Source organism: Paenibacillus tritici (assembly GCF_013204885.1).
GTDB lineage: Bacteria > Bacillota > Bacilli > Paenibacillales > Paenibacillaceae > Paenibacillus_AQ > Paenibacillus_AQ tritici.
The window spans coordinates 141,787-167,070 of the sequence record NZ_JABMKX010000002.1 but is presented as its reverse complement, the minus strand read 5'-3'; the positions used below and the strand labels follow the sequence as shown (position 1 = coordinate 167,070).

Here is a 25,284-nt window from a genome sequence, read left to right as displayed (position 1 = left end):
TGTACAATGAAATGGATAAATTCTATAATAGGGATCTAAATCGGTATTGAAGGAGCTTGCTTATAGCGGGCTCTTTTTAATAAGCTGAATGGAGCCAAACTATGTTCTTTAACAGAATTTCATCCTTCATCACAAATCTCAAACTGACCTCATCCAGAATCATTTTGCTCGGTTTTGCCGTCCCTATTTTGCTGGGTACAGTGCTGCTGGCCTTGCCGATATCTTCGTCCAGCGGACTTAGTATAGGCTGGCTGGCAGCTCTGTTCACTTCGACTTCAGCCGTATGCGTAACGGGACTTGTTGTACTTGATACCGGTACCGACTTTTCTTATTTTGGACAGATGATCATCTTACTTCTGATTCAAATTGGCGGTTTGGGATTTATGACATTCAGTGTTTTGATCGCCGTGATCATGGGCAAAAAGATTGGACTAAAAGAACGCCTGCTTATCCAGCAATCATCTAATTCTGTAACCACACAAGGAGTCGTGCGGTTATCGCTCAGTATCTTTCTCATTACGTTTATTGTGGAGACAGCTGGAGCTATATTGTTGGCTCTTCGATGGGCCAATGAACTAGGAACAGCAAGGTCAATTTATTATGGGATATTCCATTCAGTGTCTGCCTTTAATAACGCCGGATTTGGATTGTGGCCAGACAGTCTGAGCCGCTATGTCGGTGATCCGTTGGTTAATATTGTGATCTCCCTTTTGTTTATCGTCGGCGGGATTGGATTCACGGTGATTCTGGATCTGTACCGGAAAAGAAGATGGAGAGATCTTTCGCTTCATACTAAAATAGTTTTAATTACTTCCGGGCTCCTTTGTATGGCAGGGTTTTTGGTCATATTTGCGATAGAACTCTTTAATACGGAAACCTTTAGTTCCCTCTCATGGAGCGAAAGGTTTTGGGCGGCCTATTTTCAGGGTGTTGTTACCCGTACAGCCGGCTTTAATTCTATTGATATTGGAGCAATGCTCCCGGCCTCACAATTTTTTATGATTTTCCTGATGTTTGTAGGGGCTTCTTCCGGATCGACGGGAGGAGGTATAAAAACGACTACTTTTGCTGTACTTATGTTAAGTATCGTCTCAACGATTAAGGGGAAAACAGATGTGCAGCTGCTTAAAAAACGGATCTCCCAGGATATCATATTCCGGGCACTCGCAGTATTGACCATATCCCTGGGCGTAGTTCTTACAGCCACCTTTCTTCTATCCATTACAGAATATGCTCATCCTAAAGACTTCCTGGCGCTTCTCTTTGAAGTAACCTCAGCATTTGGAACTGTAGGAATGTCTATGAATCTAACGCAGGAGCTTTCGCCCCTGGGGAAATGTATCATCATAATTACAATGTACATCGGGAGACTAGGGCCCTTGACTCTAGCTTTGGCACTGGCACAAAAAAATGTGAAGCAAAAATATCGGTATCCGGAGGATAAGCTGCTTATCGGCTAAAGATTAAGTCTTCAATCACCCGAAAACAAGCCATCCCGTTAATCAGCGGAAGGGCTTGTTTGGCATGTCTCTTAACGTTCCTGGCGTTTATCTAATCCCAAGGCTTCCTTAAGACCGTTCTGGAGAATTTGTGAGAAGTTAAGGCCGGCTTCGTCTGCCGCTTCCCGCAGCCACTTTGGCAGTGTGCAGTTTTTGGTTACAGACTTGTTGGCTGCTTCGTCACGGTAGGGCGGCATAAATACGTCAATGAAAATAACTTTGTCGGCCGGGTCTTCTAGCTGAATCTGTTCAGGGGCAGAAGGATTTGGAGGGATGTTTCCGTTATCTTCTAACTCTAATAGGAAATCGACTAACATATCTTTTGCGTTACGGACAGCGGTCTGAATGTCGAGTGCAAGAATCGCACTTCCGGGAAAATCCGGAAAATACAGTCCATAACCGCCATCCTCGCCCTGTTCAGCAACTACTGGATAAATATAACGTTGCACCCATTTCGCCATTTTTTCATTCTCCTCTTATAGGTTAAGGGAAACCCCAATTATTAAAATATAACTCCGGAAGTTCGTTCAATGCTTTTGAGTGTGCCTTTTGGTATTACCTGCCCCATTGCATGGACGCTTACATCAGCGTATCGAGCCGGGTCAGTACGGTATATATAGTGCTGGTGGCTTCCGCGATTGCCATAATTAAGTGAAGGTATGAATCCGGCATCCTGCAAGGCTCTAAGCATTTCCCGTACTGTAACTTGTGTGCCCAAGCGTTCTCCGCCTTTCAGATTATATTGTAACGCGCATTACTATCACAATCGCACATGACATTTATGTCACACCAAATCCGATATTGTAAGATATAACGATGGGGAATTTCCTCCCCGCCTCTTATACTGGAAATATATTGATCTATTTCCGAAAGGGGACTATTTAACGGTGACGGACGCAATAAAGGCAATCATATTGGGCATTATAGAGGGACTGACGGAATTTCTACCGGTATCGTCCACCGGACATCTTGTATTGGCAGGGGATTTGCTGGACTTTGACGGAGACACGGCAGTAACCTTTAAGATTGTGATACAATTGGGGGCAGTGATGGCAGTACTGCTGCTGTATTGGAAGAAGTACCTGAACATTGGTGTGAATATGCTTAAGATGGATTTCGCAAAGAGTAAGGGATTGAACGCCATTCATATGATCCTCGCTATGGTGCCGGCGTTAATCATCTATCTGCTATTCAAGGACACGATTAAAAGCCAGCTGTTCGGTCCGAAGCCCGTCTTAATAGGGCTTATTGCCGGTGGCTTGCTGATGATCTTCGCCGCACGCAGCAAGAGAACCGAAACGGCAGAGACCGTGGACGGTCTGAATTATAAACAAGCCTTCGGGATCGGACTGTTCCAGTGTCTGGCGCTGTGGCCCGGCTTCTCAAGATCGGGCTCGACGATATCAGGGGGCTTGCTGCTGGGAACCAGCCAGAAGGCCGCGGCAGACTTCACCTTCCTGATCTCCGTGCCGGTCATGTTCGGGGCAAGCCTCCTGGATCTGTACGACAGCCGTGATTTGCTGAGTTCGGATGCGCTTGTGCTGATGCTAATCGGATTTATTACTTCCTTCATCGTGGCAATGATAGCGGTAGTAACATTCATCAAGCTAATTAAGCGGCTGCGCCTGGAATGGTTTGCTCTATACCGGTTTGTATTAGCAGGCCTATTCTATGTAATTGTCATCCTGTAACTATTCTTAAAATAAATCATTGAGGAGAGTGGCAATGACCGAAGCAGAGAACAAGAACCGGGAACTGGAGAAGCGGATTGCTGTATTGGAGGCCCGTCTAACCAATATGGAGAATGCGCCCCGGCAACCCGCCAACAACTTAGGCAGGACCGTCCTTGCGATCGTACTCGGTATCCTGCTGTTCCTGGTGGTTATCGGGGTTGTCCAGTTTGTAAGCACAGGCTAGTTGGCTTGAATGATCTTCATATACAAGGTGGCCCTGCCGGAAGTTGGCGGGGTCTCTTACGTGTAAGCTGCTTCGGAGGTTCAGCCGTATTCCTTGGGCTCCTGCAGCAGAATGGAGAAGGTCTGGGTCTCGTGGTCCACTTCAATCGTCTCGATACCCACGAAATCCGGGATTTCGGGATGAACCGCATCCACGCTGTAATCAGGATGAGTCAGCAGTAATTGAATGACTTGTATGGCGTCCACGTTGATCTTGATCCCCTTTACAGTAGAGTCTCACCATGCCCTTATCTCTGTACCGTATTATCCCCGCAGCGCTTAGCGAATATGTCTGTGGATTATATTTCTGTCTTCGTTCCGCTCCATTACAGCCATTAATTGCCCCTGAAAAATCCGTCTCTGGATCTGATCAATCCGCTGCAGCGCCAGAGGGACGGGAACCTGGAAGGCTACAGCGAGTTCGGCCACAGCATCCTCACGGAGTTCGGGCAGGACATTCGCAGCGATCATCGAATAGGGCATGGAGGCATACAGAATAAACCGGTCGGATTCGTCCTTCTGCGCCTGTGTGAATTGTCCGGGCATCAGGGTAGACTTACCGGCATGCCGGAGCAGGTGGCAGAGCACCTGGAGGAATTCCAGCCGCTGCAGCTCGGGAGGCAGCCTGTTGTCGATGAACATACTGTACATTCCGGCCGTCGCTTCAATCCCCTTGCTTCTGACGTCCAGGTAGTGCACCCAAATATTCAGCCGTTCGGCTATGTAGTCAATGGATATGTCGGATGGCTTACGGACGCCAATACGCTGGTATAGATCCTCTGTCCATTTCTCCAAAGCGGTCATCTGATAATAGCCTTGCATATTCAATCACCCCAATATAAGATCGTATGTTCGTGTTATTGGCCAAAAGAAAAGCCCGCAAGGGCTTAGCAATTCAGCGCACGTACAACTCAAGCGGCTGAAATATGGAACGAGTGTTCCTATGTATGTAAGCATAAAGGAATTACGCCCGAATATCAAGTGTTTTTCCCAAGGTGGGGTGTGTGGCCTGACTCAGCATCTGGACCATGTTCTGGGCATCCGTCTGCGCCTGCTCCTTAGCGAGGCTCATTACCTGCAGCCCTGCGGCCTGCTGTAAGGAAGACTGGCTCATGACAACGGATAAAGCTGCAATATCCATGTAGTCACCTCCTTCTGGGTAGTCTGGAAGCGACGATGCTTCCTCTACTTATTATCGACTGCTGGCCGCCTGTCCGTTAGGTGAATGACATTTCTTTGCCGATTGGCCCATGCAACGGGGCGGATTTCCACATATTCTGTGCTGTATTCAATATTCAAGAGGAGGAATTAATTATGGGAGCAGAGTATGGTTGCGGTTGTGGAAATAACGTAGGTGGAGTGAATCAGGGACCACCAATCCTTCCGGTAGCAAGCCCTTGGACTTCGACGGGTGCAATTCTGGTACTGTTCATTCTGCTGGTTATTATCACTAAAGCCTGCTTATTCTAAAACCAGCCTGTAGCAAGTGTGGCCCTGTCCGGCTGTTGCCGGACAGGGCTATTTCTTTTTCTTTTTATAACTACGGACCGCCGGTCCGATCTGACGTTTGATTCGGCCTGTGGCTTCGTCGGTTTCAATGATATATAATTCCCTGATTGTTCCTGCAAGCGCGAACCATTCCTGCAAAGCTTCAGCCTCGGACATAGGGCCGTACAGCCGTTTCCCCCGATAACAGATATAGAACACTTCAGGCTCTCCATCTAAGTCAGATTATCCCATTTCATTTTACGCTTTATCGCGGTGAAATTGAATAACTAAGCAGGGCCAGGGGTTCAGCTCTGTGCAAGTCCAATCCGGCAGCCTCCTGTTTACTTGAACATGAACTCCACCCGGGTACCGTCGGCGAAGTCCTCCAGCTGATTGCCGACCCAGCTTCCTGCCCCGCGGTTATCGCCGGGGGTTATGTATTCAATATGTGCGCCGGCACCGCCTTCTGCGCACATGGCCATGGGCCATTCATCCCGGTCATAGCCTTTTTTGGTGGGGACACCCTTCAGGGATGCCTTACGGTTCTCCTCCGCTTCATTCCGGTCGATGGTGCAGATGGCAGACTCCCCCTTCCGGATGGCCTCCTGAATATGTCTGGCGGTCTCCGGGTAGCGTTCTGACGGGAATTCCAGCTTCACTACCTCCGAAGGATCTGTAGAAGGGGTCTGCGGCAGCAGCTGCCCGTTCTCCCCGAACCAGTAAGCGGCCAGACTGAGCAAGATGAGAATCAAGAGACTGGTGAACGTTTTTTTGGCTTTCATATCTGCTCCTTTGCACATGTTGTGGGTATATAGCCTATGCTCACAATAGTATAGCGTAAGAGTACAGGATTGCGACAGTCCAATTTCTTAGGGATTCGCCGTGCTGAGATTCCATAATTCGTCATAATATGTACAAACACCAAGCAGAAACGGCTTTGTTGTCCTTGTACAGGACGTACCGTTTCAGCGAGAAATAGAAGGATAATGTATGGCGTGAAGCATATAAATTCTTATATTTAGGAAAAGGATGGTGGAAACTGTGGAACAGCGCATACTCAGGGATCTGCTGGATTCGGCCTCACGGCTCATTGGTGATGTGCAGTGGCAGGCGGCTTTTCGCAAAGTGCTGATGGCACCTGCGGATGATGAGCTGGGCCCTCCGGCCAAGCAGCTGCTGGAAACCTTGTACTGGCTGCAGGGGCAGGGGATGATCAGCGGACAGCATGACTATCTGGAGAGCCCGGATGATCTCAATAACAAGCTGAAGAATACGGCTGGCAGCTATGCCGGACTTCACGGCTATGAGATGGGGCCGATCGGCAATCAGACGGAACAGTTAATCAGCAGGCAGCGGCAGGGGGTTACGGACAGTGCCATCCGCTGGCACAAAGCCGGGGGCATTGTGGCCATGACCTATCATGCCCATCTGCCGGGTACGGCCCCGGCCTGGACGAATGTCTCCATGAGCCTCAGTGAAGCTAATTTCAGCAAATATATCACACCGGGAACGCCCGAATATACGGCGATGATTGCCGAGCTGGATAAGGTGGCTGTTTTCCTGAAAAAACTGAATGACGCCGGCGTGCCTGTACTCTGGAGGCCCTATCATGAGATGAACGGCGGCTGGTTCTGGTGGGGGCAGAAGTCTTCCTTCGTTACCCTCTGGGAGATTATGTTTGAGCGCTACACCGTCTATCATAAGCTGCATAATCTGCTCTGGGTATGGAGCCCGAATGCCAAGAACGAGTGGAGCGATGAACTGGCGAAGTATTATCCGGGCAGCGGAAGAGTGGATGTGCTGGCATCAGATATCTACGAGGGGGATTTCAAGGCAAGCCATCATGACAGCCTGTGGGATCTGGGGCGCGGCAAGCTGATCGCCGTAGGTGAGAACGGAGAGCTTCCGCCGCCTTCGGTGCTGACAGGAACGCAGAATAAATGGAGTTACCAGATGACCTGGGGCAAGCTGCTGTATGAGCGGAACAACGATGCTACGATTCAGGCTTTTATGAAGAATGGTGCTGTGTTCACCAGGGATGAGTATGCGGCTAAGGCGGCGGAATTTGCTTCAACAGGCGGCGAGCTTCCGAAGCAGGGGTTGTACGGGCAATACTATAATAATATTACGCTTAGCGGCACGCCTGCCCTCACCCGGACGGATGCCAACATTAACTTCGCCTGGAGGCAGTCCGCGCCGGGTCCGGCGGTTCATGCAGATCTGTTCTCCGTGCGCTGGAGCGGCAGACTGAGTGCGGCCTACACTGAGACTTACAATATCTATTCTTATTCAGATGACGGAATCCGGGTATGGATTGACGGGAAGCTGATTATCGACAGCTGGATCAAGCAGAGCGGGCAGGAACGGAAGGGCACAGTGAAGCTGATTGCGGGGAAGCTGCATGAGCTGAAGGTGGAGTACTACGAGAACCAGGGGGATGCGCGTGCAGTACTTATGTGGGAGAGCCCCAGCCAGGCCAAAAGCGTAATTCCGGCAGGAGCCCTCTACCTTCCCTAATCAGATCTGCTCGCGGTAGCTGATGTTGTTGGCGATCTTCTCGTCGCGGACGGCCTGGCGCAGGATATCCTTCACATCCTGAACCTTACGGATTCTATAGAAGGGGAGCTGTGGAGAAGAGGCATCGTCTGACAAAATTATAAGCGTCCCGATGCCCAGCATACGCTGCATGACCGACTGGCTGACGGAGAAGTCGTTCACCCGCAGGAGCTCGATTTCTTCGACATCCTTGCCGATCAGTCCGCTCTTCACCATAATCCGCTGGGACGTAATCGTATACTTGGTTGAATTCAGTCCGACCAGCCCCTTGAGACGGTCGGATATGCCGGCAGGCTTGCCCTGCCATAATTCTTGTTCCGTACCGGAGCCGGAGCGGCGGCCAGCCGCCGGACGCTGTGCTGCTGCCGGTGTATTGTGATTCTCTGTGCTTGCTCCGCATTCTCCGCAGAATTTGGCATCTTGCTTGTACTCCGCACCACAGGCTGTGCAATAAGGCATAAGATAACTCCCTCTCATCTAACGTATAATTTCATTATAGTATAACAAGAATTCCCGGTCATTACGGGGTTCTTGTTTCTATTTCCCCATATGAATACGCTTAACCGCTGAAATATGTTTCATAACCGCGGTTTTTACATTAATTTCATTTGCACTTAACAAAATTCGATATTATTCTGTTAAGTGGAGGGATATTAACTATGAGACAAGCTTTATTTGCAGGACTAATTATGGTGGTTGTTCTACTTAGTGCCTGCGGCAATAACAGTGCTGAACCTGCTTCAGAGGAAGTGGTGCAGGAGACAGTGCAGAGCTTTTACAATGAAATGTCAAAATATGACGAAATGGGCAAATCCTCGCTGGAGAATTTCAACACCACGCTAACCTCTTATTCCACCGGACAAGCGACGGACAAAGAATTGCAGAAGGCGGTTAACCGTTTCCAGGATACGGCCTCCGAGATTGCAGATCAGGTGAACGATGTCAAAATCTCGAAGAGCCTGCCGGATACCGTGCAGACGTTGCTTAGAGATTCGGTTATCGCGTTCCAAAGCGCCTATCAGCTCAAGGAAAAGGCTTCCCAAAGCGCAGTATCTCCCGATGTAACCGCCGAGGAGTTCAACGCGATGAATCAGCAGGCAGACGTAGCGATGCTGTACGGCATTTCCAAGCTGAACGAAGCCAGACTCGCAGCGGGACTGATTGAGCCGGAGAAGGCCGTAACAGGAACCGTGTCAGAAGCAGGGGCAGATATCGGAAAAGCTCCAAGTACTGGCGGCACAGAGACTACTTCAGGGAAGTAAGCGGATAAGAGAGTTGTGATCGCGCAAGGTGTTTCTGATAAGACGCTTTACAGTGTAACTGTGGGCGTCTTTTTGCTGCCGGTTGAATCATATGTCTAACCTTTTTGAGAAGTACTTAGGGGCCTCCTTGAAGCCTTGTCTCTCATAAAATTTATGAGCCTGTATTCTTCTGGAATGACAATGAACCTGGATACTAGCACATCCTCTTTGGTGGGCACAAGCTGAGGCGTATTCCTCTAATGCCTGACCAATGCCCTTACTTCTAACGGAGGAGTCCACAACCAAATAACTAATGGAGGCGATATCTCCTCTCATGCCCAATTGCGGGATATAATGCAGGGACAGACAGGCGATTACACCTCCTTCCGCTTCATAGACCATTAATTCCTCGTTGGGGTCAGCAAGAAATCTCTCTATGTTCTCTTTCATAAAAGTCTCCGTATCCGGGTAACCTAATTGCGTCAATAGTCTGGAAATATCCTCACGATCCTCCACATTTGCAGCTCTAATCATAAATTTCGTCTCCACTCCTTTTCTTACTCTTCACCTTAATGATGGCATCAGATTAGACAAATTACTAGAACCACGGTATGGATGTTTCAATGCAGGTGTGGTGCTATATAGAGTGTACTTGTATTACTTCTCTTATGGGATTACAGTGACTCCAGAGAATGTTTGGCCCTCCTTCTGCGTCCTTTTACTGACATTAATTTCTGCTTGCCTAACAAGAGGGATCACGGATATAATACAAACATACGTTCGGTACATAGGCGGCAAGATAATGAGTCCGGGTTATACACACATAGAGTGGGGGAATAGGTAATGGGCAAGAAGCTTGAAGCGGGCAGTCTGCGGGAGAGCAGTAGAATCCTGCTTACGGAGCATAAGAGCGGGATCAGGAGAGACGAACGGGAGGCCTGGCGCAGCCTGAGACCGGTTCTGGATGAGCAGAAGGTGGAGGAGATTGAGCATACGCTGGCCTTATCGCTGCGGAGTCATGTGCGGGTGACGGTAGTGCTGTTTGACCCTTTGGAGCAGAAGCTGCTGAGCGGATTCGTAACCTCCATTCACACCCACTCGCGTGAGATTAAGCTGCAGTGGGCGGAGGAATGGAAGTGGCTGCTTATAGATGACATTGTCGAGGCTTATATTGTCTGACGAAGGAAGGCTCTGCCTGTAAAAGGAGTCCTTAGTTACTCCCGTTCCCGGCCCGGTCCGTCTTCTCATAGGCAATCAGCGTCACTTCCGGGTTCCCGGTCATCCGGGCAATCTCCGATTCAGCCTGACGGATCACCTCCACGACATCCTCCTGGTCGCTAAGCGCGGCTATTTTGTAGCTGTCGCTGTGAATATCCATGTTCAACCACCTTTCATGTATTAAGACTTACAGGTCCGCTTACTTATTCTGGCCTGTTATGGCGGAATCCATCCGGCTGAACAAGATCCCTGGAATACCGGGGGTCTTATTTCTGATTATACGGATAGTACATCCGAATTTTACGGGCTGTATAGGTTATTCGTACAAGCAACACGGGAAAAGGGGGCATTAACTATATAAGGGGGTGAGTATATGCTGACTTTGGAACAAGTGAAGAGTAAATCGGCCGGGAAGCTCGGCAATCTGCATCCGGCTGTGCTGGCAGGGACCACAGAGCTGATTAGACGTTGTTATAACCGGGGAGTGCCGATCCTCATTACGCAGGGAATGCGCACGATAGCGCAGCAGAATGAGCTTTATGCTCAGGGAAGAACGAAGAAGGGCGATATTGTGACTAATGCCCGGGGCGGGAGCAGCTACCATAATTATGGACTGGCGATTGACTTCGCACTGCTGCTGCCGGATGGTAAAAGTGTATCCTGGGATATTAACCGGGACGGAGACGGTGATAAGGTGGCAGACTGGCAGGAGGTTGCACAGGAGGGCAAGAAGCTTGGCTTCGAATGGGGCGGGGACTGGACCTCCTTCAAAGATTATGCCCATCTGCAGATGAGCTTCGGCCTGACTACCTCACAGCTTAAAGCCGGTAAACGGCCGGCGGCGCAGCAGGTCACAGCCGCGTTAAGCCGCATTAACGGAGGTGAACCAGAGGTGAATAAGGATATCCCCATTAACATCACGCTGAACGGGCGGAAGCTTACGAACGGGCTGATGGACAATGCCACAACCTATGCTCCGGTCCGTGCCATCGCTGAAGCGCTGGGTGCCCAGGTAACCTATGATGCGCGCACCAAGACTGTGAACATTGTGAAGGAATAACTTCTCTGTATAGATGCTGTCCCGGATGGGGAAATTATCAGCGATAAACCACATCCTTGAAGGGGGCACAACATTTTGAACAAGCTGATCACAAGCCTTGCCTGCGGTACAGTCCTGTCCATGAGTCTGCTCGGAGCCGGTGACATCTCCGCAGCAGCAGGCGGTATGAGCACAACTACACCACCGGGAATGAACAGCACAACGACAGATGGCAGAATGGGTAATATGGGCAACATGGGGAATATGGATGACCGGACGATGGACAACCGGGGCAACACCCTGATGAATGAGACCAGAGATTCCATGCACAAGACCGAAAACATCATGAAGGACAAAATCCGTACCGGAGACAACAGCTCCGTCTCTCCGCTGTCGAACAACACGACTACCGGCAGATATCGGGCGCAGAGTACGACCGCCACAGACAATAACGACAACCGCTCCAACTGGGGCTGGCTCGGCCTGCTCGGCCTTCTCGGTCTTGCTGGAATGCGCAGCAGAACCGGTGAGCGCGACCGCCACTAGGATTTGGCCGTGGACAACAAGCCCGTATCAGCTTTGGCTGACCGGGCTATTTTTTTGAGCACAGGGAAAACAGGAAAAATTTATTGCGTATCCACCTAATACGTGCTATTATATTTCTTGTCGCGTAAGAACGCGCAATAACATGCCGGGGTGGCGGAACAGGCAGACGCACAGGACTTAAAATCCTGCGGTACGTGAGTACCGTACGGGTTCGACCCCCGTCCTCGGCATCCATATTAATAGTAGTGAAAGGCGCATTCAACCGAATGCGCCTTTTCTATACATACAGAACAGAAAAAGGATAATGTAAATGAAGAATCGAATTAAGTGAAGCTTGTTGCTGCTCCTTTGGCAGAGCAATCCTAAGTTGCCAGAAGCACTCACTGCTTTCCAGAAGGAGCTGTTTATAAATAGGATTATTAACAGTTCACGATACATCCTTTCAAGCCGGATACGGATTAGTGGTCGGTTGAGGCTATAGCAGCGGCTAATTAGCGTCGATCTTCGGTAAGATACGGTTACATTGGTCCTGAATTTCAACTCCTTTCAGGGACTGCAAAATAAACGAGGAGAGGTGCTGCTCTTCTCGTTTATTGTTAACTCTAGGTATCTATCAATCAAAATGGGGTAGCGGCCCAGTTGACAAATACAGATAGGCTGGTTTTATAGGGTTGGATTTATATGGATGTTGGTAGGTGTTTTTTAATATCTGAGTCATGCTATTGGCTTTTTCCTCAATTTGAAATGACAGAATTTTTGATGAGGTAGATGATATAAAAAAGCTAATAGGCATAAGATCCCAAGTAAAAATTGCTGATCATTTTGATGGATAAAGATTGGAAATTAAAGAAGATTTTTAAAGGCTTACTCGAGGTAATAGGAGGGATGGTAACACTTTGTTTTAAGAGGATAGATTTTTACAAGCTGAATAAAAGCTAAGGGTCTACTTATCAAAAACTATTTCGTCTCAAATACCGTGGGATTAGACTGATTCATTTAACTTCAGCCACTAATGTCTTTGGATTTCCTATATTAAACTTCTGTTCTCTTTAGAAATCCAAAGACAAAAGCAGGCTTCATCGCTCATCCAGTTCCAAATTACCCTTCAGCTATACGTTCCTTTTCAGATTATTTTTGGTTCAAAAAAATAGATTTTTTATCTCAATTTTTCAAATTAGAAACCAAGATATTAGTTATATAGATTGTACAAGTGAAGTTCCTGTCGCAATTTCGGTAGATGTTGGCAGTTATCCTTCTATAAATGATTAAATTTAAGTATTTCGCTCACGCTCCCCCACTGCAAATATCTCCTCCGTAATTTTTCTTTTTAGAGATTGACCAAAATGCAATAATCAGATCTTTTGTCTTAATCTTTGATACTTGGCATCTCCAAAATCAATATATTTCTCTTTCATTAATCGACCAATAACAATTCCGATATTTACTCCAAGTTCAATGGAGAATTCACGGATTTTTTTAATATCTAGAAAATCTGCTTGTTTTAGGAATGAAGAGTATTTATCTTGCGGTATTAAAAAATCCATTGCAAACTTGTCTGCATCTTTTTCTAATTGATCTACTTCATCATTTTCAATGTCGATAAAGACAATATTTTTTTTGTTTTGAAATACATGACCAATTTCATGAAAGAATGTAAACCAAAAGATATCCTCATATTTCCCTCTTGTAGTGAGAGCGACCATAACCCTGTCATTGGAAAGCCATTTAGTTGCTCCATTAACATGTGTTTTTAATAACGCTTCAACCATGACGCAGGAAACTCCGGCTTCAGCACATAATATAACTAAGTCTTTCCAGGAAGACTTTAGAGGTCGAGTCGTAAGTCGTCTAATTTTAGGTAATAGATCAGCTAATTTCTCTGCATTATAAGAATTTATATCTGAATTTTCTTGAGCTTCAAATTCACATTGATTAATCCATGCTGCTAATGCATATTCATTAGCATTAAAAGCTTCAGACTTTCTAAATGCTGTTGCTTCAACAGTAGGTAAACAGTCAAGTGAAACCACACGAAAATACGATCTTAAATTTTTGATTTTTTCTATTGATGAGCTAGCCATAGGAATCCAACCTTTATTAGACATCTCATCATAAGGGATTTTTTTTAATAGTTGTGTTTCTTCAGTTAACTGCGGTAATGCTTGCATTCTTGCCAAAGTATCCTGATACTTTGTTTCGAGATTATTCCAGAATGAAGATGGAATACCTAAAACACTTTCAAGCCTCAATGCCATATCGTAGGTTAAAGAAGCTGTGCCTTTAATCAATTTATTAATGTGTTTTGGTGTAACTTGAAGTCTTTCTGCGAGTTCTTTTTGAGTCATTCCTCTATCATCAATAATTTCTTGTATAGTAACACCAGGAGGTATTGCAATACTTGGTTGAAATTTATTTCCCATGATAATCCTTCACCTCCATGATAGTAACAATAAAAATAGTATGTAAGTTGAGTTCTGAAAAATCAGTGTGTTCTTCGTACACAGGCTTAATTATCAACCTATAATTTCCCGTTAAATTAAGTCCAATATGATATTTATATTCATGATCCAACATATGCGCCTTTCCAATTTTTGTGTCTAATAATACTCCTACCGAGTCTAATGATTCAATTTGTGAAATTCTGTTTTGAATTGATTTTGCCATAATTTCCCCATGTTTTTTTCTTAAATATTTAATGTTTTGATAGTTCTCTTCTTCTTTTTCACTAAGATAACGAACCTCCACAAGTATTCTCCTTGTATAAATTATTAACCAATTTGGTTAATTATATGATATCATATTCTTTAGAGTAGTTGTAATTAAATTAAACTATGGAGATAAAAATGATGGATGAAAATCTCATTAAAAGGCGTTGGATGGTAAGGGAAGAAGAATTGGATGAGGATCAATACAAAGTTAGGACGCTTCGACCTGACAACTATGTAATTGACGGTTGTGCTGGAAGTGGAAAAACAATACTAGCTTTGCACAAGGCAAAGGAGATTCAAGACAATAATGAAGGAACTTATTTACTAGTTATGTTTACAAAGACTTTAGAAGCGTTTATAAAGGATGGAATTTCAAGTTTAGAATTGTCTCCTGATTGTGTTTGTACTGTTGATCAATTAGATAATAAAGGCTACGGTCAAGCAGATTACATTATCGTAGATGAGGTTCAGGATTTAACATTAAAGCAACTGGAAAAATTAATATCCATGGCTAACAAGTATATATTGTTTTTTGGGGATAACGCACAGAAGTTATATAAAAAAGGGACACTTTTAGAAGATGTTAAAAATTTCGCTGCCATTCCAAGTAGTAATTTTAAGACACTGAAATATAATCACAGGTTACCTATACAAATCGCACAATTTGCACAATACGTTTCTTCAATACCAACAGATATTGTAAGCCGTTGCGTTAAACAAGATGGAACTAAACCCGTGATTTTAGAATTTAGCACAGAGCTAAATGAAATGAGCTACATAGCTAATATGATTAGAAATGAAGGGTGGCTTGATGTTGGCATCCTTGTAAATACAAATGAGAGGGTACAACAATTGGTGAATTATTTTTCATCTATTGGGTTAACTGTGGAATATAAATATGATAAAAAAGTAAATGGAAGAGATAGAACGTATCAGAATTTAGATTTTTTTACACCAAAACCTAAACCCAAGATAATGACTTATCATAGCTCTAAAGGACTTCAATTTGATCACGTTATACTTCCTATGTGTGATGTTAATGGTGGCCAAAAATATAGGATGCAAGAAGCTTTGTATGTTGCATTGACTAGAGCTAGTGTAGATCTCACGGTTACTTACACTGCTAGTAGTCTTTCGCCTTATATAAAACGAATCCCAAGCAACAAAAACTTATATACTTACCATAAAATGTGAGGAGGTAATAAATCATGCATTTATATTTTCCAACAAGCTCATTAAACTTCAATGATTTTTTTGCGACTGAAAGCATTTCACCTAAGAAGTTTTATTCAGATAGAATTTTTGGAACAAAGAGACACTTTGTAACAGAATGGAATATCGATGATAATTACCTTACGTGGTTTACCTCAATTCCTTCTTTTGAACTACTTAAAAACCAAGATTCAGAGTATGAAGAATATCCACTTATTATTGAGTTGGAATGTGAACCGGAAAAGGATGGATTCTGTAGGATAGATGATGATATTTATACTGTTAACAAAACTATTTATTTTAACACTAACAACGTATCATTTTTGTTTCTATCAGAAAGTGTATTAAACAAGATTTTAATAAAGTCTCGATTAGTTGACGAAACCAAACTTGTCGAAAAATATAAATATAATATGAGTGTTATTGAAGGCCAGCAAGTAAAATTATTTAATAAACCCGCTTTACAGGAAATCTTATCTTTTAATGAAAATATTGATGAGAATTTAAAGAATGATAAAATTTTTAATAACATAAAAGGTTTTCTCTATGCTTGGATTTCAAAAGGGTGGTTAAGTGAGTATAAAAAAAATCAAATGTACATCTCTTTATTCGAGAATTATCGAGAGAAGCTAAATCAAACTATACTATTAAGTAATCAACTTATGCTTGACACAACTGAATTATTAAATTACGTACAGAAGCAATCAAAAAAAAATTCCGTGAAAAATATTCAGTTAGATCTTTTCCCAATAGAACATATAAGGGATAATAAATTGCTCTCTCTAAAACCTGTTTTTGGAGCAAATGAGTTAGAAAACAAAGCTTTTGAAATTATATTAAACACTATTCTTCAATATCCTAAATCAAAAGTTGGAGAAGTCGGCCACACTGAATTAGAACAATTAGTTTCCAAAGTTAAAAATGAATTATTACTTAAGTTAGGGGATGTTAACGAATATAGATCTGATATTGACGCAATACAAAAAAAAGTTGCCGATCGAATTACCGAAATGAACATTGAACAGATTCATTCGTTAAGTTTAAAAAGTTTTATGATTTTTTTGATGAAATGCAATAACATTGATGAAATGGAAACCTATATGAAAGATAGGAATGTTGATGATGAATATATTTCATATTCTTTTTTGGGGGCATTCTTTGGTTTTTCTGGTCTGAGCAGAAGGGTAACTTATGAGTTGTTGGATGGAAATAATTCGAAACTGTTTAATCAAATTGATAAGGAATTAAATCATTTACATAAACAATTAGAAACTAATAATTCTAAAATCATCAAAAATAATCTTACAAATAACTTTATAAATAATAAAAAAAATGATGACATGCACTTACTCAATACCAAAAATAATGAAGAGTTTTATTTAAAAAGAAAATTAATTGAAGAATTATCTTACATTAAAAGTGCTAAAGCAATTCGAAGGTATCTAAAAAAGCCAAGTCCTTTAAAAATAAACAATGATACTGATGCGTTTCTAAACCAAGACATTAAAGGTATTACGATGCTTTTTAAGACAATTAACTCCGATACTAATCTATATATTTATTTGGTCCATAAAAATTATGTAACTATACAAGAGAAAGATAATTTCAAAACAATGCTAGATGAATTGCATTTAAATAAATCTTATTGTCAAGGTGATTATCCAGTGTTTAGTTATAAAAAAGAAGTGAAGAATAAAAATTTAGAATTGAATTTTGATGATTATAAGCAGTTATATTCTTATGTTATGCAATTAAAGAAATAATCCAAATAGATATATAAAGTAAGTCTACTATAAGTCTTTATTTGAGGATAGAAGCCTGTGAATGCCTAAAGGTTTCATCTTAGGTGCATTTAAATGGCCAAATTTTCAAAGTAATAAAATGAGTAGAGCGCAAGAAGACCATGCTCAAATCTGTTTGCTAACATGGTGCATATCCAAACCTCTGAACGCAGAGAGTATGGAACACAAAAAAGTGCCTTAAACCCGTATGGGAAAAGGCTTTATGCTCGATCTTTCGGTAGTATAGAAAAGGTTCTACGAAGACCACTTCAAGACTTAAAATCTGCGGTACCTAAGTACCGTACGAATTCTTCCCCGTCCCCAGCACAACAACAATAAGGGTTCCAGCTCATTAGAACTGGAACCCTTATTTGTTTTACAAACCAAAGATCGTGGAATGACAGGTTCCTTGCCGTAATTAGCAAAGAACATGTTCTGACAAGTTCAATACTCCTCGTCTACCAACGCATATCCCACGGAATTGTTCTACTGCCTACTCCACATCACCCGTCGATTGCCGGAAAACCGGCATCGTCTTCACATGCGTAACCAGTGGAGGTCTGTTGGGATTTTCGATTTTGGACAGAAGCATCTCGGCAGCAAGGAAGCCCATTTCGGACCGGTGGATATGAACGGTGGTCAAGTGGGGTTCGACGATTCGCGACTCCGGGGAATTATCGAATCCGCAGACCTTAACCTCACCAGGAATTTGGATATTCAGGTCCTTTAAGATACGAATAGCATTAATCGCGATGTAGTCATTGGCGCATACGAACGCGGGTGGAAGATTAGTCATGCTCGCTAGTCGCTGCTTAAGCCACTTATAGTCAGCGATATACCGGTCGTCTTCAAGAATGCAGAAGGATTCATCAAGATCAATCCGGGCGGTATACATGGCTTTGGTGAACCCGTCCCAACGCTCGTTGAAGCTCATGCAATGGCGTGAATCGCCGATGAACCCGATCTCCGTAATTCCTTCATCAATGAGCTTCTTCGTTAGACTGAAAGTACTGTGGATGTTCTCCATCAGCAGCAGATCTGCCTTCATCTCTGAAAACGTCAGTTCTGCTGAAGCATCAATGAATAATGTCGGGATCCCGAATGACGTAATAAACTCCGAGTAGCTCTTGTCGAACAATTCGATACAGACAATGCCATCTACTTTACTTTTGTCGAAATTGACAGGAAGAGCCGACGAATCGAGTTCATTCTCCCGAACGATATGTATCGACAAATTGAAGCCTTCGGAGCTGATTTTTTGTTCGAGGCCGCTTAGCAGTGACGTGCCAAAATGTGAATTGTTCGGCATATTTGCAGTAAGCAGGGCGATATTGCCGGTTTTTTTGGCAGGAGTGCCTTCTTGTTCGAACAAGGCGAACTGCTTGTAATTCATATCAATAGCTTTCCTAACCACTTTGCTGCGTGTCTCATCCGGTATAGAGGGATTATTATTTAATGCTTTGGATACAGTATTCCTAGAAAGTCCAAGCGAATCGGCTATATCTTGAATGGTTACTTTTTCTTTGTTCAAAGATAATGGCTCCTTTAGCAGAAGTAATGCGTTCTCAACCACAATAATCGTAGTATAAATTAATGTAATTGTCAACTTAATTGTTACAAATGAACAAATGGATAAAAAGTAAAAAGAAAGATTAATAAGGTTTACATTTTGTTCAAAAGTAAACAAATGCACAAGTAAATTGGACGGTGTGCATTCACCCGTTTATGGATTTTTCGTAATATAAAACTATTATTTTGTTGTTTTATGTAGAAAAAACAATGAATTTTACGTTATTAAAATGAAATGGTGTTTTTGTTATGTGCATATGTTTACTTTTGTATTCATAAAAAGTCTTGACGAAGTAACCGTGATGTTGTAAATTGAATTTGCTAAGCCGTTGACAGTGACTTATGGAAGCACTTACTTTCGCGCGAGAAGTATCCAAAATCACATTTATGTTTTGCAAATGAGTATTGAGGGGGAGGAGAAGTTGCAACAAACTTCTGGAATTACACAAAATAAAAGACCGGAAGCCCGGAATCGCATAGGACTTATGGAGAAACTCAGGTATATCAAGAACAACTATTGGCTTTACCTTTTTGTGCTTCCCGCAGTCGTATTGACTATTATTTTTAAATATCTTCCTATGTATGGTGTTTTGATCGCTTTTAAAGACTACAGCTTTCGCAAGGGTATTTTGGGGAGTGACTGGGTTGGGTTTCATCACTTCGAACGATTCTTTAATGCACCCAATTTTGAGCAATTGTTATTCAATACACTTCAGTTGAACATTTACGGTCTTTTACTGGGATTCCCGGTGCCGATTATTCTGGCATTAATGTTGAATCAGGTACGCAAGGCCGCGATGAAAAAGAACATTCAATTGTTCTTATATGCGCCGAACTTCATTTCTGTTGTTGTTGTTGTGGGTATGCTCTTTGTCTTATTCTCTCCAACAGGCCCGGTCAATAAATTAGTGGTGGCCTTTGGCGGGATGCCGCTCTCGTTCATGTCAGAACCGGAATATTTTCGTCCGATGTATATCCTCTCCGGAATCTGGCAGGGGGCTGGATGGGCGTCCATTATCTATGTGGCTGCATTGGCCAATGTGGATCCGGAGCTGCACAATGCGGCGACACTTGACGGTGCAAGCCTGCTTCAGCGTATACGCCATATAGATTTACCAACGATCAGGCCGGTTATTGCGATTATGATCATTCTCGCGGCAGGCGGCATTATGGCCGGCGGCGGTGACAAAGCCATTCTGATGTGGAACGAGATGAACATGGAGAAATCGGATGTAATCAGTACTTATGTCTACCGGATCGGCTTCCAGCAGGCGAACTATTCGTTCTCCGCTGCCGTGGAATTGTTTAATACCGTCATTAACCTCATTATGCTGTTTACGGTGAATTTTATCGTGAAACGGGTTAACGATGGCGATGGAATTGTATAGGAAAGGAGATCATCATGGACAGTATTAAACCAACTAAGATGGACAAGGTCGTGCTCGGTGTTATCTTCACCCTGCTAGTTCTCCTCGTTGTAGCGATTATTGGTCCGCTGATTTATATGGTCGTGGCTTCGTTCATGGAACCGACGGCACTTCTGAATAAGGGGTTATCCTTCGACTTCTCAGATTATAGCCTTGAGGGATACAGAATGATTTTATCGGATGACAAAATCATTGGTGGATTCCTGAACGCGTTGCTGTATTCCTCCGTTTTCACAGTGATAACGGTTTCTGTCTGCGTCTTTGCAGGATATCCATTGGCGCTCGACGACTTCGTAGGAAGAAAAGTAATTATGACGCTTTTCATTATCACCATGTTCTTTGGCGGTGGTCTGATCCCGACTTATCTCGTGGTGAAGAGTCTGGGCATGCTTGATACCATCTGGGCGCTCGTGATCCCGGGTGCAGTGAGCGTCTGGAACATTATTCTGGCCCGGACGTTCTTCCGGGGCTTGCCAAAGGAAATGAACGAAGCGGCTAAGATTGACGGTGCCTCGGATTTCACAATTTTCTTTAGTATTATCATACCGCTTTCCAAGCCTATCGTATTTGTCCTTGCGTTATATGCTTTCGTGGGTCACTGGAACGATTTCTTTCAATCTCTGATCTACTTGGAGAATCAAGACAAATATCCGCTGCAGCTCGTACTTCGGCGTATTCTGATTCTGAACAAGGTTGATCCGAATATTGTCTCTTCTATTAAGGAACAGGCTGAGTTAGCGCGATTGTCTGAATTGATGAAGTATGCAGCCATCGTAGTCTCCAGTCTTCCGCTTCTTGTAATGTATCCTTTCTTCCAGAAATACTTCGAAAAAGGTGTCATGGTCGGTTCCCTCAAGTAGAGAGCCTACAGTTATTTAAATGAAGACATTTAAAAGGGGAGAATTAGTATGAAACATCTTAAGAAAACAGTATCCATTATTTCTCTGACGGCTGTTATGGCAATTACGGGATGCAGCAGCGATAAAGGAAGCGACAAAGAAAAGGGGGATTCCGGTGATCAAACTCTAACCTTCATGACGCCGAACTCACCGCTTGCTCCTCAAGACCCGAATGAGAAGCTGATCTTCAAACGCCTGGAAGAAAAGACCGGCATTCATATTGACTGGAAAGTCTATGCGGAGGATGTTTATGTCGAGAAGCGGAATCTGGCTTTGGCTACAGGTGAGCTTCCGGATGCGCTTTTCAACGCCGGCCTGAGTGATTTCGATTTGTTGAAATTGGCCAATGACGGCACCATCATTCCTGTCGAGGAATACATTACGCCTGAGAAAATGCCGAACCTCAGTAAGGTGCTGGAGCAGGCACCCCAATACAAAGGTATGATGACTTCACCGGACGGGCACATCCTCGCATTCCCTTGGATTGAGGAGCTTGGTGAAGGCAAGGAGAGTATTCACTCTGTCAACAATATTCCGTGGATTAACAAGGCATGGCTGGATAAGCTTGGCCTGCAAATGCCAAAGACGACGGAAGAACTGAAACAAGTGTTGATCGCGTTCAAAACAAAGGATCCGAATGGCAATGGCAAAGCCGACGAGATTCCGGTTTCCTTTATTAATGATGACGGGGCCAACGAGGATCTAAGCTTCCTTCTCGGTTCCTTCGGAGCTGGCTTTAACGGGGATCTGACGCTGGTCGACAATGACGGCAAGGTGAACAATGCCGTATTGGCGCCGGGCTATAAGGAAGGTATGAAGTACTTTCAGGAGCTGTACGCAGCGGGTCTGATCGATCCGGAATTCATTACCCAAGACTGGAACAAATTTATAGCCAAAGCTAAAGATGACCGCTACGGTTTGTACTTCACTTGGGACAAGGCGAATGTGAGCGGCATGGACAGTCCGTTTGAACCGATGCCGGCACTGGAAGGGCCGAACGGCTGGAAGAATGTAGCCCGTGCGAACGGTATGGGATTTGACCGCGGCAGAATGGTGCTCACAGCCGATAACAAGAACATCGAAGCGACGATTAAATGGATAGACGCAATGTATGATCCGTCCCAGTCTGTACAGAACAATTGGGGAACTTATGGCGACGAAACGCAGCAGAATATTTTTGAAATGGACGAAGCTACTAAAATGCTGAAGCACTTGCCGCTGAACGGTGCTTCACCGAACGAGCTGCGCGTCAAAACAAGCGCTGGCGGACCGTTAGCTATTCTCGATTCCTATTACGGTAAGGTAACAACGATGCCGGACGATGCGGCCTATCGCATTGATATTCTGAAGAAAATCTATGTGCCGGATATGAAAGCTGAGCATATGTATCCGAGAGTATTTTTCTCCAAAGAGGAATCAGAGCGCCTGACCCAAACCGAAGCCGACCTGTGGCCTTATATTCTGAAGAAACGTACGGAATGGATGCAAGGCGCGAACGTGGACAAAGAGTGGGACGCATTCATCAAAGAGCTTGATCGTCTTGGCATGCAGGATTGGCTGAAAATCAAACAAACAGGTTACGACAGAGCGGGGAAATAGCCAGTTACATTATAATGCATACCGTCGGAGCGTGAGTTCATGCTGCACTGGGCCATGCTCCGGCTATTATTATTCTGGAGGAGTGGGAGAAACATGAATTATACAGAGAAGTTCCGTCCGCAGTATCATTATTCGCCACAAAAGAACTGGATGAACGATCCGAACGGAATGGTATATTACGAGAATGAGTACCATCTATTTTATCAGCACACTCCGTTCGCGAGCCAACCCGATTTCGGTAGAATGCATTGGGGGCACGCGGTAAGCACCGATCTGGTCCATTGGGAGGAGCTTGAAGCATCCTTGCCGCCAGGTGAGGACGGTGCGATTTTCTCTGGAAGCGCGGTAGTCGATACACATAACACTAGTGGTTTTTTTGATGAGGATGGCTCAGGGCTTGTGGCGATCTATACGAATAACGACAACAAGGTGCAGCCAGGTAAGCCGCAGGTTCAAAGCATCGCCTACAGCAGAGATAAGGGACGGACTTGGACGAAATATGAAGGGAACCCGGTCTTATTCCCGGAGACGACGCTTGATTTCCGCGATCCGAAGGTATTCTGGCATGAGGATACATCTAATTGGATTATGACTCTGGCTGTTCAAGACCGTGTGGAGTTCTACACCTCTCCGAATTTGAAGGAATGGGCATTTGCTAGTGCATTTGGCGCTGACGTCATCGGAACACATCGCGGCGTTTATGAATGTCCGGATCTATTCTCGATTCATGTCGATGGTGATCCCAATCAGAAGAAGTGGGTGCTCATTCTAAGTGTAGGCGATTGTAATGGAGTGAACCCGAACGAACCTGAACCACCGGCAGGCGGCTCCGGTATGATGTACTTCGTCGGCAGCTTCGATGGTAAGACATTTACACCCGACGAGCCTATTCTTTCGGTTCATGATGTGAAATGGATTGATTTCGGGTCCGATTTCTATGCGGCCGTCACCTGGAGCGATATACCGGAAGGAGACGGACGTAAGCTCTGGATCGGCTGGATGAACAACTGGCGGTATGCCGGGATGCTTCCGACTGACAAGTGGCGGGGAAATGCATCCATTCCACGGGAGTTGAAGTTGAGAACCTATCGGGAAGGCCTTCGTCTGGTGCAAGAACCGGTAGAAGAATTGAGCAAGATAGGTTCACCGCTTATGGCTCTGGAGGATGTAACCTTGGTGCCGGATACGAATCCGCTGGCGGACATCACCACTGATAGAGCGGAATTGATCGCGGAATTCGAAATTGGAACTGCAACGGAGTTCGGAATGAAGGTTAGAAAGTCTGCAGATGAAGAAACGGTGGTCGGGTACGATACCCTTAACATGGAGTTGTTTGTCGACCGCACGAATTCAGGCACTACGAATTTCCATCCAGACTTCGCAGCTAAGCACCAGGCACCGCTGACGCCTGTGAATAACCGTATACGCATGTCCATCTTCTTGGATTGGTCTTCGATTGAAGTGTTCGGTGGTGAGGGTACCGCGGTCATCTCGGACATGATTTTCCCCGCTGCCGCAAGCAACGGACTTGAGCTCTACGCGGTAGGCGGAAACGTAAAGCTGGTGTCGCTCCAGATCAACGAGCTGGGAAGCATATGGAGAGATGAGGTCAAGGAGGAAGCACATGCGTATCGGGGCAATTGAAGCAGGCGGAACCAAGTTTGTCTGTGGTGTCGGGAATGAATTAGGGGAGATTGAAGATCGGGTTCATTTTCCGACGCGTCGACCCGAAGAGACGATGGAGAATGTCATCGCCTACTTCCGCGATAAGAGAGTCGATAGCATAGGAATCGGATCATTTGGTCCGATCGACCTCGAACAATCCAGTCCGACTTACGGTTATGTGACGACAACGCCAAAACCCGGCTGGTCCGGATATAATTTCGTGGGTACGCTGAAATCGGTCTTCGATGTTCCGGTCGGCTGGGATACGGACGTCAATGCTGCCGCGTTGGGCGAAGCCACATGGGGTGCAGCACAAGGATTGGATAGCTGCGTCTACTATACGATCGGGACTGGCGTAGGAGTCGGCGTCTATACCGAGGGGAACCTGGTACATGGACTTGTTCATCCAGAGGGTGGACATATCCTCACAAGGCGGCATCCGAACGATGACTTTGGTGGCAATTGTCCCTATCATGGCGATTGTCTGGAAGGCATGGCCGCCGGCCCGGCGCTGGAAGCAAGATGGAAGGCAAAGGGTGATACACTGCCGGAAGACCACCCGGCATGGGAGATGGAGGCGTTCTACATCGCGCAGGCCATATCGAATGTGATCCTGACGTTATCCCCTAAGAAAGTCATTCTCGGCGGGGGCGTGATGAAGCAAGCTCAGCTATTCCCGATGATCCGGGCGCAGGTGGGCAGCATTCTCAATGGATACGTGAGTGCTAAGCCTATTGTATCGGATATCGAACATTATATTGTCGCCCCTAAGCTCGGCGATAATGCTGGATTGTGTGGGTCCTTAGCGCTGGGAGTAAGAGCATTGGATTCAGGTACAAATGTTGGTTAGTAGTTGAATCATATTAGAATAAGAATGCATAA

Annotated in this window: 29 protein-coding genes and 1 tRNA gene; 17 read left to right on the top strand and 13 right to left on the bottom strand. The window is 44.9% G+C overall.

The window, feature by feature from the left end; genetic code table 11:
- The first annotated feature begins 101 nt into the window (after window positions 1–101).
- Window positions 102–1,460, top strand: coding sequence for a TrkH family potassium uptake protein (locus HQN87_RS03830; protein ID WP_173128082.1), 1,359 nt, complete (start codon window positions 102–104; stop codon window positions 1,458–1,460).
- Between the two features lie 71 nt (window positions 1,461–1,531).
- Here HQN87_RS03830 and HQN87_RS03825 read toward each other — a convergent pair whose 3' ends face one another.
- Both HQN87_RS03825 and HQN87_RS03820 read right to left on the bottom strand, forming a co-directional pair.
- Complete coding sequence (locus HQN87_RS03825) at window positions 1,532–1,960, bottom strand: type II toxin-antitoxin system HicB family antitoxin (protein WP_173128079.1); 429 nt, start codon at window positions 1,958–1,960, stop codon at window positions 1,532–1,534.
- A 41-nt stretch (window positions 1,961–2,001) separates the two neighbouring features.
- Window positions 2,002–2,190: a type II toxin-antitoxin system HicA family toxin gene (locus HQN87_RS03820; RefSeq protein WP_254075362.1), complete on the bottom strand. Its 189-nt coding sequence runs from the start codon at window positions 2,188–2,190 to the stop codon at window positions 2,002–2,004.
- Between the two features lie 196 nt (window positions 2,191–2,386).
- On the opposite strand from HQN87_RS03820, the gene HQN87_RS03815 reads away from it, so the two are divergent.
- The gene (locus tag HQN87_RS03815; protein WP_173128073.1) at window positions 2,387–3,190 is read left to right on the top strand and encodes an undecaprenyl-diphosphate phosphatase; all 804 of its coding nucleotides are present in this window, start codon (window positions 2,387–2,389) and stop codon (window positions 3,188–3,190) included.
- A gap of 34 nt (window positions 3,191–3,224) precedes the next feature.
- Complete coding sequence (locus tag HQN87_RS03810; RefSeq protein WP_173128070.1) at window positions 3,225–3,416, top strand: hypothetical protein; 192 nt, start codon at window positions 3,225–3,227, stop codon at window positions 3,414–3,416.
- Between the two features lie 80 nt (window positions 3,417–3,496).
- Here the strand turns inward: HQN87_RS03810 and HQN87_RS03805 are convergent, their stop codons facing one another.
- From HQN87_RS03805 to HQN87_RS03795, 3 genes are all read right to left on the bottom strand, one after another.
- Window positions 3,497–3,661, bottom strand: a complete 165-nt coding sequence (locus tag HQN87_RS03805) for a hypothetical protein (RefSeq protein ID WP_173128067.1) — start codon at window positions 3,659–3,661, stop codon at window positions 3,497–3,499.
- 72 nt (window positions 3,662–3,733) lie between these two features.
- Complete coding sequence (locus tag HQN87_RS03800; RefSeq protein WP_173128064.1) at window positions 3,734–4,276, bottom strand: ImmA/IrrE family metallo-endopeptidase; 543 nt, start codon at window positions 4,274–4,276, stop codon at window positions 3,734–3,736.
- 142 nt (window positions 4,277–4,418) lie between these two features.
- Entirely contained in the window at window positions 4,419–4,595 is a 177-nt protein-coding gene (locus HQN87_RS03795; protein WP_173128061.1) for a YjfB family protein, read from the bottom strand.
- Window positions 4,596–4,768: 173 nt separating this feature from the next.
- Here HQN87_RS03795 and HQN87_RS33185 point away from each other — a divergent pair, with 173 nt between their 5' ends.
- Window positions 4,769–4,924: a YjcZ family sporulation protein gene (locus tag HQN87_RS33185; RefSeq protein ID WP_379255664.1), complete on the top strand. Its 156-nt coding sequence runs from the start codon at window positions 4,769–4,771 to the stop codon at window positions 4,922–4,924.
- Window positions 4,925–4,972: 48 nt separating this feature from the next.
- Here the strand turns inward: HQN87_RS33185 and HQN87_RS03790 are convergent, their stop codons facing one another.
- A complete protein-coding gene (locus tag HQN87_RS03790; protein ID WP_173128058.1) occupies window positions 4,973–5,119 on the bottom strand; it encodes a hypothetical protein in 147 nt (48 codons plus the stop codon).
- A gap of 164 nt (window positions 5,120–5,283) precedes the next feature.
- Window positions 5,284–5,724, bottom strand: a complete 441-nt coding sequence (locus tag HQN87_RS03785) for a NucA/NucB deoxyribonuclease domain-containing protein (protein ID WP_173128055.1) — start codon at window positions 5,722–5,724, stop codon at window positions 5,284–5,286.
- A gap of 259 nt (window positions 5,725–5,983) precedes the next feature.
- Between HQN87_RS03785 and HQN87_RS03780 the strand changes: the two genes are divergently transcribed.
- Window positions 5,984–7,459 carry a glycosyl hydrolase gene (locus HQN87_RS03780; protein WP_173128052.1) on the top strand — a complete coding sequence of 492 codons (1,476 nt, stop codon included), beginning with the start codon at window positions 5,984–5,986 and terminating at the stop codon, window positions 7,457–7,459.
- On the opposite strand, the gene HQN87_RS03775 is transcribed toward HQN87_RS03780, so the two are convergent.
- Window positions 7,460–7,957 (bottom strand): PH domain-containing protein, encoded by a 498-nt coding sequence (locus HQN87_RS03775; protein ID WP_173128048.1) that lies wholly within the window; start codon window positions 7,955–7,957, stop codon window positions 7,460–7,462.
- A 200-nt stretch (window positions 7,958–8,157) separates the two neighbouring features.
- On the opposite strand from HQN87_RS03775, the gene HQN87_RS03770 reads away from it, so the two are divergent.
- The gene (locus tag HQN87_RS03770) at window positions 8,158–8,760 is read left to right on the top strand and encodes a hypothetical protein (protein ID WP_173128045.1); all 603 of its coding nucleotides are present in this window, start codon (window positions 8,158–8,160) and stop codon (window positions 8,758–8,760) included.
- Window positions 8,761–8,847: 87 nt separating this feature from the next.
- Here the strand turns inward: HQN87_RS03770 and HQN87_RS03765 are convergent, their stop codons facing one another.
- Window positions 8,848–9,273, bottom strand: a complete 426-nt coding sequence (locus HQN87_RS03765) for a GNAT family N-acetyltransferase (protein WP_173128042.1) — start codon at window positions 9,271–9,273, stop codon at window positions 8,848–8,850.
- Between the two features lie 309 nt (window positions 9,274–9,582).
- On the opposite strand from HQN87_RS03765, the gene HQN87_RS03760 reads away from it, so the two are divergent.
- A complete protein-coding gene (locus tag HQN87_RS03760) occupies window positions 9,583–9,918 on the top strand; it encodes a YolD-like family protein (RefSeq protein WP_173128039.1) in 336 nt (111 codons plus the stop codon).
- A gap of 31 nt (window positions 9,919–9,949) precedes the next feature.
- On the opposite strand, the gene HQN87_RS03755 is transcribed toward HQN87_RS03760, so the two are convergent.
- Window positions 9,950–10,117: a hypothetical protein gene (locus tag HQN87_RS03755; RefSeq protein ID WP_173128035.1), complete on the bottom strand. Its 168-nt coding sequence runs from the start codon at window positions 10,115–10,117 to the stop codon at window positions 9,950–9,952.
- Between the two features lie 213 nt (window positions 10,118–10,330).
- Between HQN87_RS03755 and HQN87_RS03750 the strand changes: the two genes are divergently transcribed.
- The 3 genes from HQN87_RS03750 (at window position 10,331) to HQN87_RS03740 (ending at window position 11,772) form a co-directional block, all read left to right on the top strand.
- Window positions 10,331–11,017 (top strand): M15 family metallopeptidase, encoded by a 687-nt coding sequence (locus tag HQN87_RS03750; protein ID WP_173128032.1) that lies wholly within the window; start codon window positions 10,331–10,333, stop codon window positions 11,015–11,017.
- 75 nt (window positions 11,018–11,092) lie between these two features.
- The gene (locus HQN87_RS32225; protein WP_254075348.1) at window positions 11,093–11,542 is read left to right on the top strand and encodes a WGxxGxxG family protein; all 450 of its coding nucleotides are present in this window, start codon (window positions 11,093–11,095) and stop codon (window positions 11,540–11,542) included.
- A gap of 144 nt (window positions 11,543–11,686) precedes the next feature.
- A tRNA-Leu gene (locus tag HQN87_RS03740) sits at window positions 11,687–11,772 on the top strand.
- A 1,122-nt stretch (window positions 11,773–12,894) separates the two neighbouring features.
- On the opposite strand, the gene HQN87_RS03735 is transcribed toward HQN87_RS03740, so the two are convergent.
- Window positions 12,895–13,962 (bottom strand): HigA family addiction module antitoxin, encoded by a 1,068-nt coding sequence (locus HQN87_RS03735; RefSeq protein WP_173128028.1) that lies wholly within the window; start codon window positions 13,960–13,962, stop codon window positions 12,895–12,897.
- Window positions 13,952–14,287, bottom strand: a complete 336-nt coding sequence (locus HQN87_RS03730) for a hypothetical protein (RefSeq protein WP_173128024.1) — start codon at window positions 14,285–14,287, stop codon at window positions 13,952–13,954. Before HQN87_RS03730 ends, HQN87_RS03735 begins: the two co-directional genes overlap by 11 nt.
- A gap of 98 nt (window positions 14,288–14,385) precedes the next feature.
- On the opposite strand from HQN87_RS03730, the gene HQN87_RS03725 reads away from it, so the two are divergent.
- On the top strand, window positions 14,386–15,444 hold the full coding sequence (locus HQN87_RS03725) for a 3'-5' exonuclease (RefSeq protein WP_216857134.1): 1,059 nt from the start codon (window positions 14,386–14,388) through the stop codon (window positions 15,442–15,444).
- Between the two features lie 14 nt (window positions 15,445–15,458).
- A complete protein-coding gene (locus HQN87_RS03720) occupies window positions 15,459–17,225 on the top strand; it encodes a hypothetical protein (protein ID WP_173128018.1) in 1,767 nt (588 codons plus the stop codon).
- A gap of 511 nt (window positions 17,226–17,736) precedes the next feature.
- Here HQN87_RS03720 and HQN87_RS03715 read toward each other — a convergent pair.
- Window positions 17,737–18,774, bottom strand: a complete 1,038-nt coding sequence (locus HQN87_RS03715; protein ID WP_173128015.1) for a LacI family DNA-binding transcriptional regulator — start codon at window positions 18,772–18,774, stop codon at window positions 17,737–17,739.
- 436 nt (window positions 18,775–19,210) lie between these two features.
- Between HQN87_RS03715 and HQN87_RS03710 the strand changes: the two genes are divergently transcribed.
- From HQN87_RS03710 to HQN87_RS03690, 5 genes are all read left to right on the top strand, one after another.
- Entirely contained in the window at window positions 19,211–20,200 is a 990-nt protein-coding gene (locus HQN87_RS03710) for an ABC transporter permease (RefSeq protein WP_173128012.1), read from the top strand.
- A 14-nt stretch (window positions 20,201–20,214) separates the two neighbouring features.
- A complete protein-coding gene (locus tag HQN87_RS03705; RefSeq protein WP_173128009.1) occupies window positions 20,215–21,099 on the top strand; it encodes a carbohydrate ABC transporter permease in 885 nt (294 codons plus the stop codon).
- Window positions 21,100–21,147: 48 nt separating this feature from the next.
- On the top strand, window positions 21,148–22,737 hold the full coding sequence (locus HQN87_RS03700; protein ID WP_173128006.1) for an ABC transporter substrate-binding protein: 1,590 nt from the start codon (window positions 21,148–21,150) through the stop codon (window positions 22,735–22,737).
- Between the two features lie 93 nt (window positions 22,738–22,830).
- Window positions 22,831–24,381 (top strand): glycoside hydrolase family 32 protein, encoded by a 1,551-nt coding sequence (locus tag HQN87_RS03695; protein ID WP_173128003.1) that lies wholly within the window; start codon window positions 22,831–22,833, stop codon window positions 24,379–24,381.
- Entirely contained in the window at window positions 24,362–25,252 is an 891-nt protein-coding gene (locus tag HQN87_RS03690; protein WP_173128000.1) for an ROK family protein, read from the top strand. Before HQN87_RS03695 ends, HQN87_RS03690 begins: the two co-directional genes overlap by 20 nt.
- Window positions 25,253–25,284 lie beyond the last annotated feature (32 nt).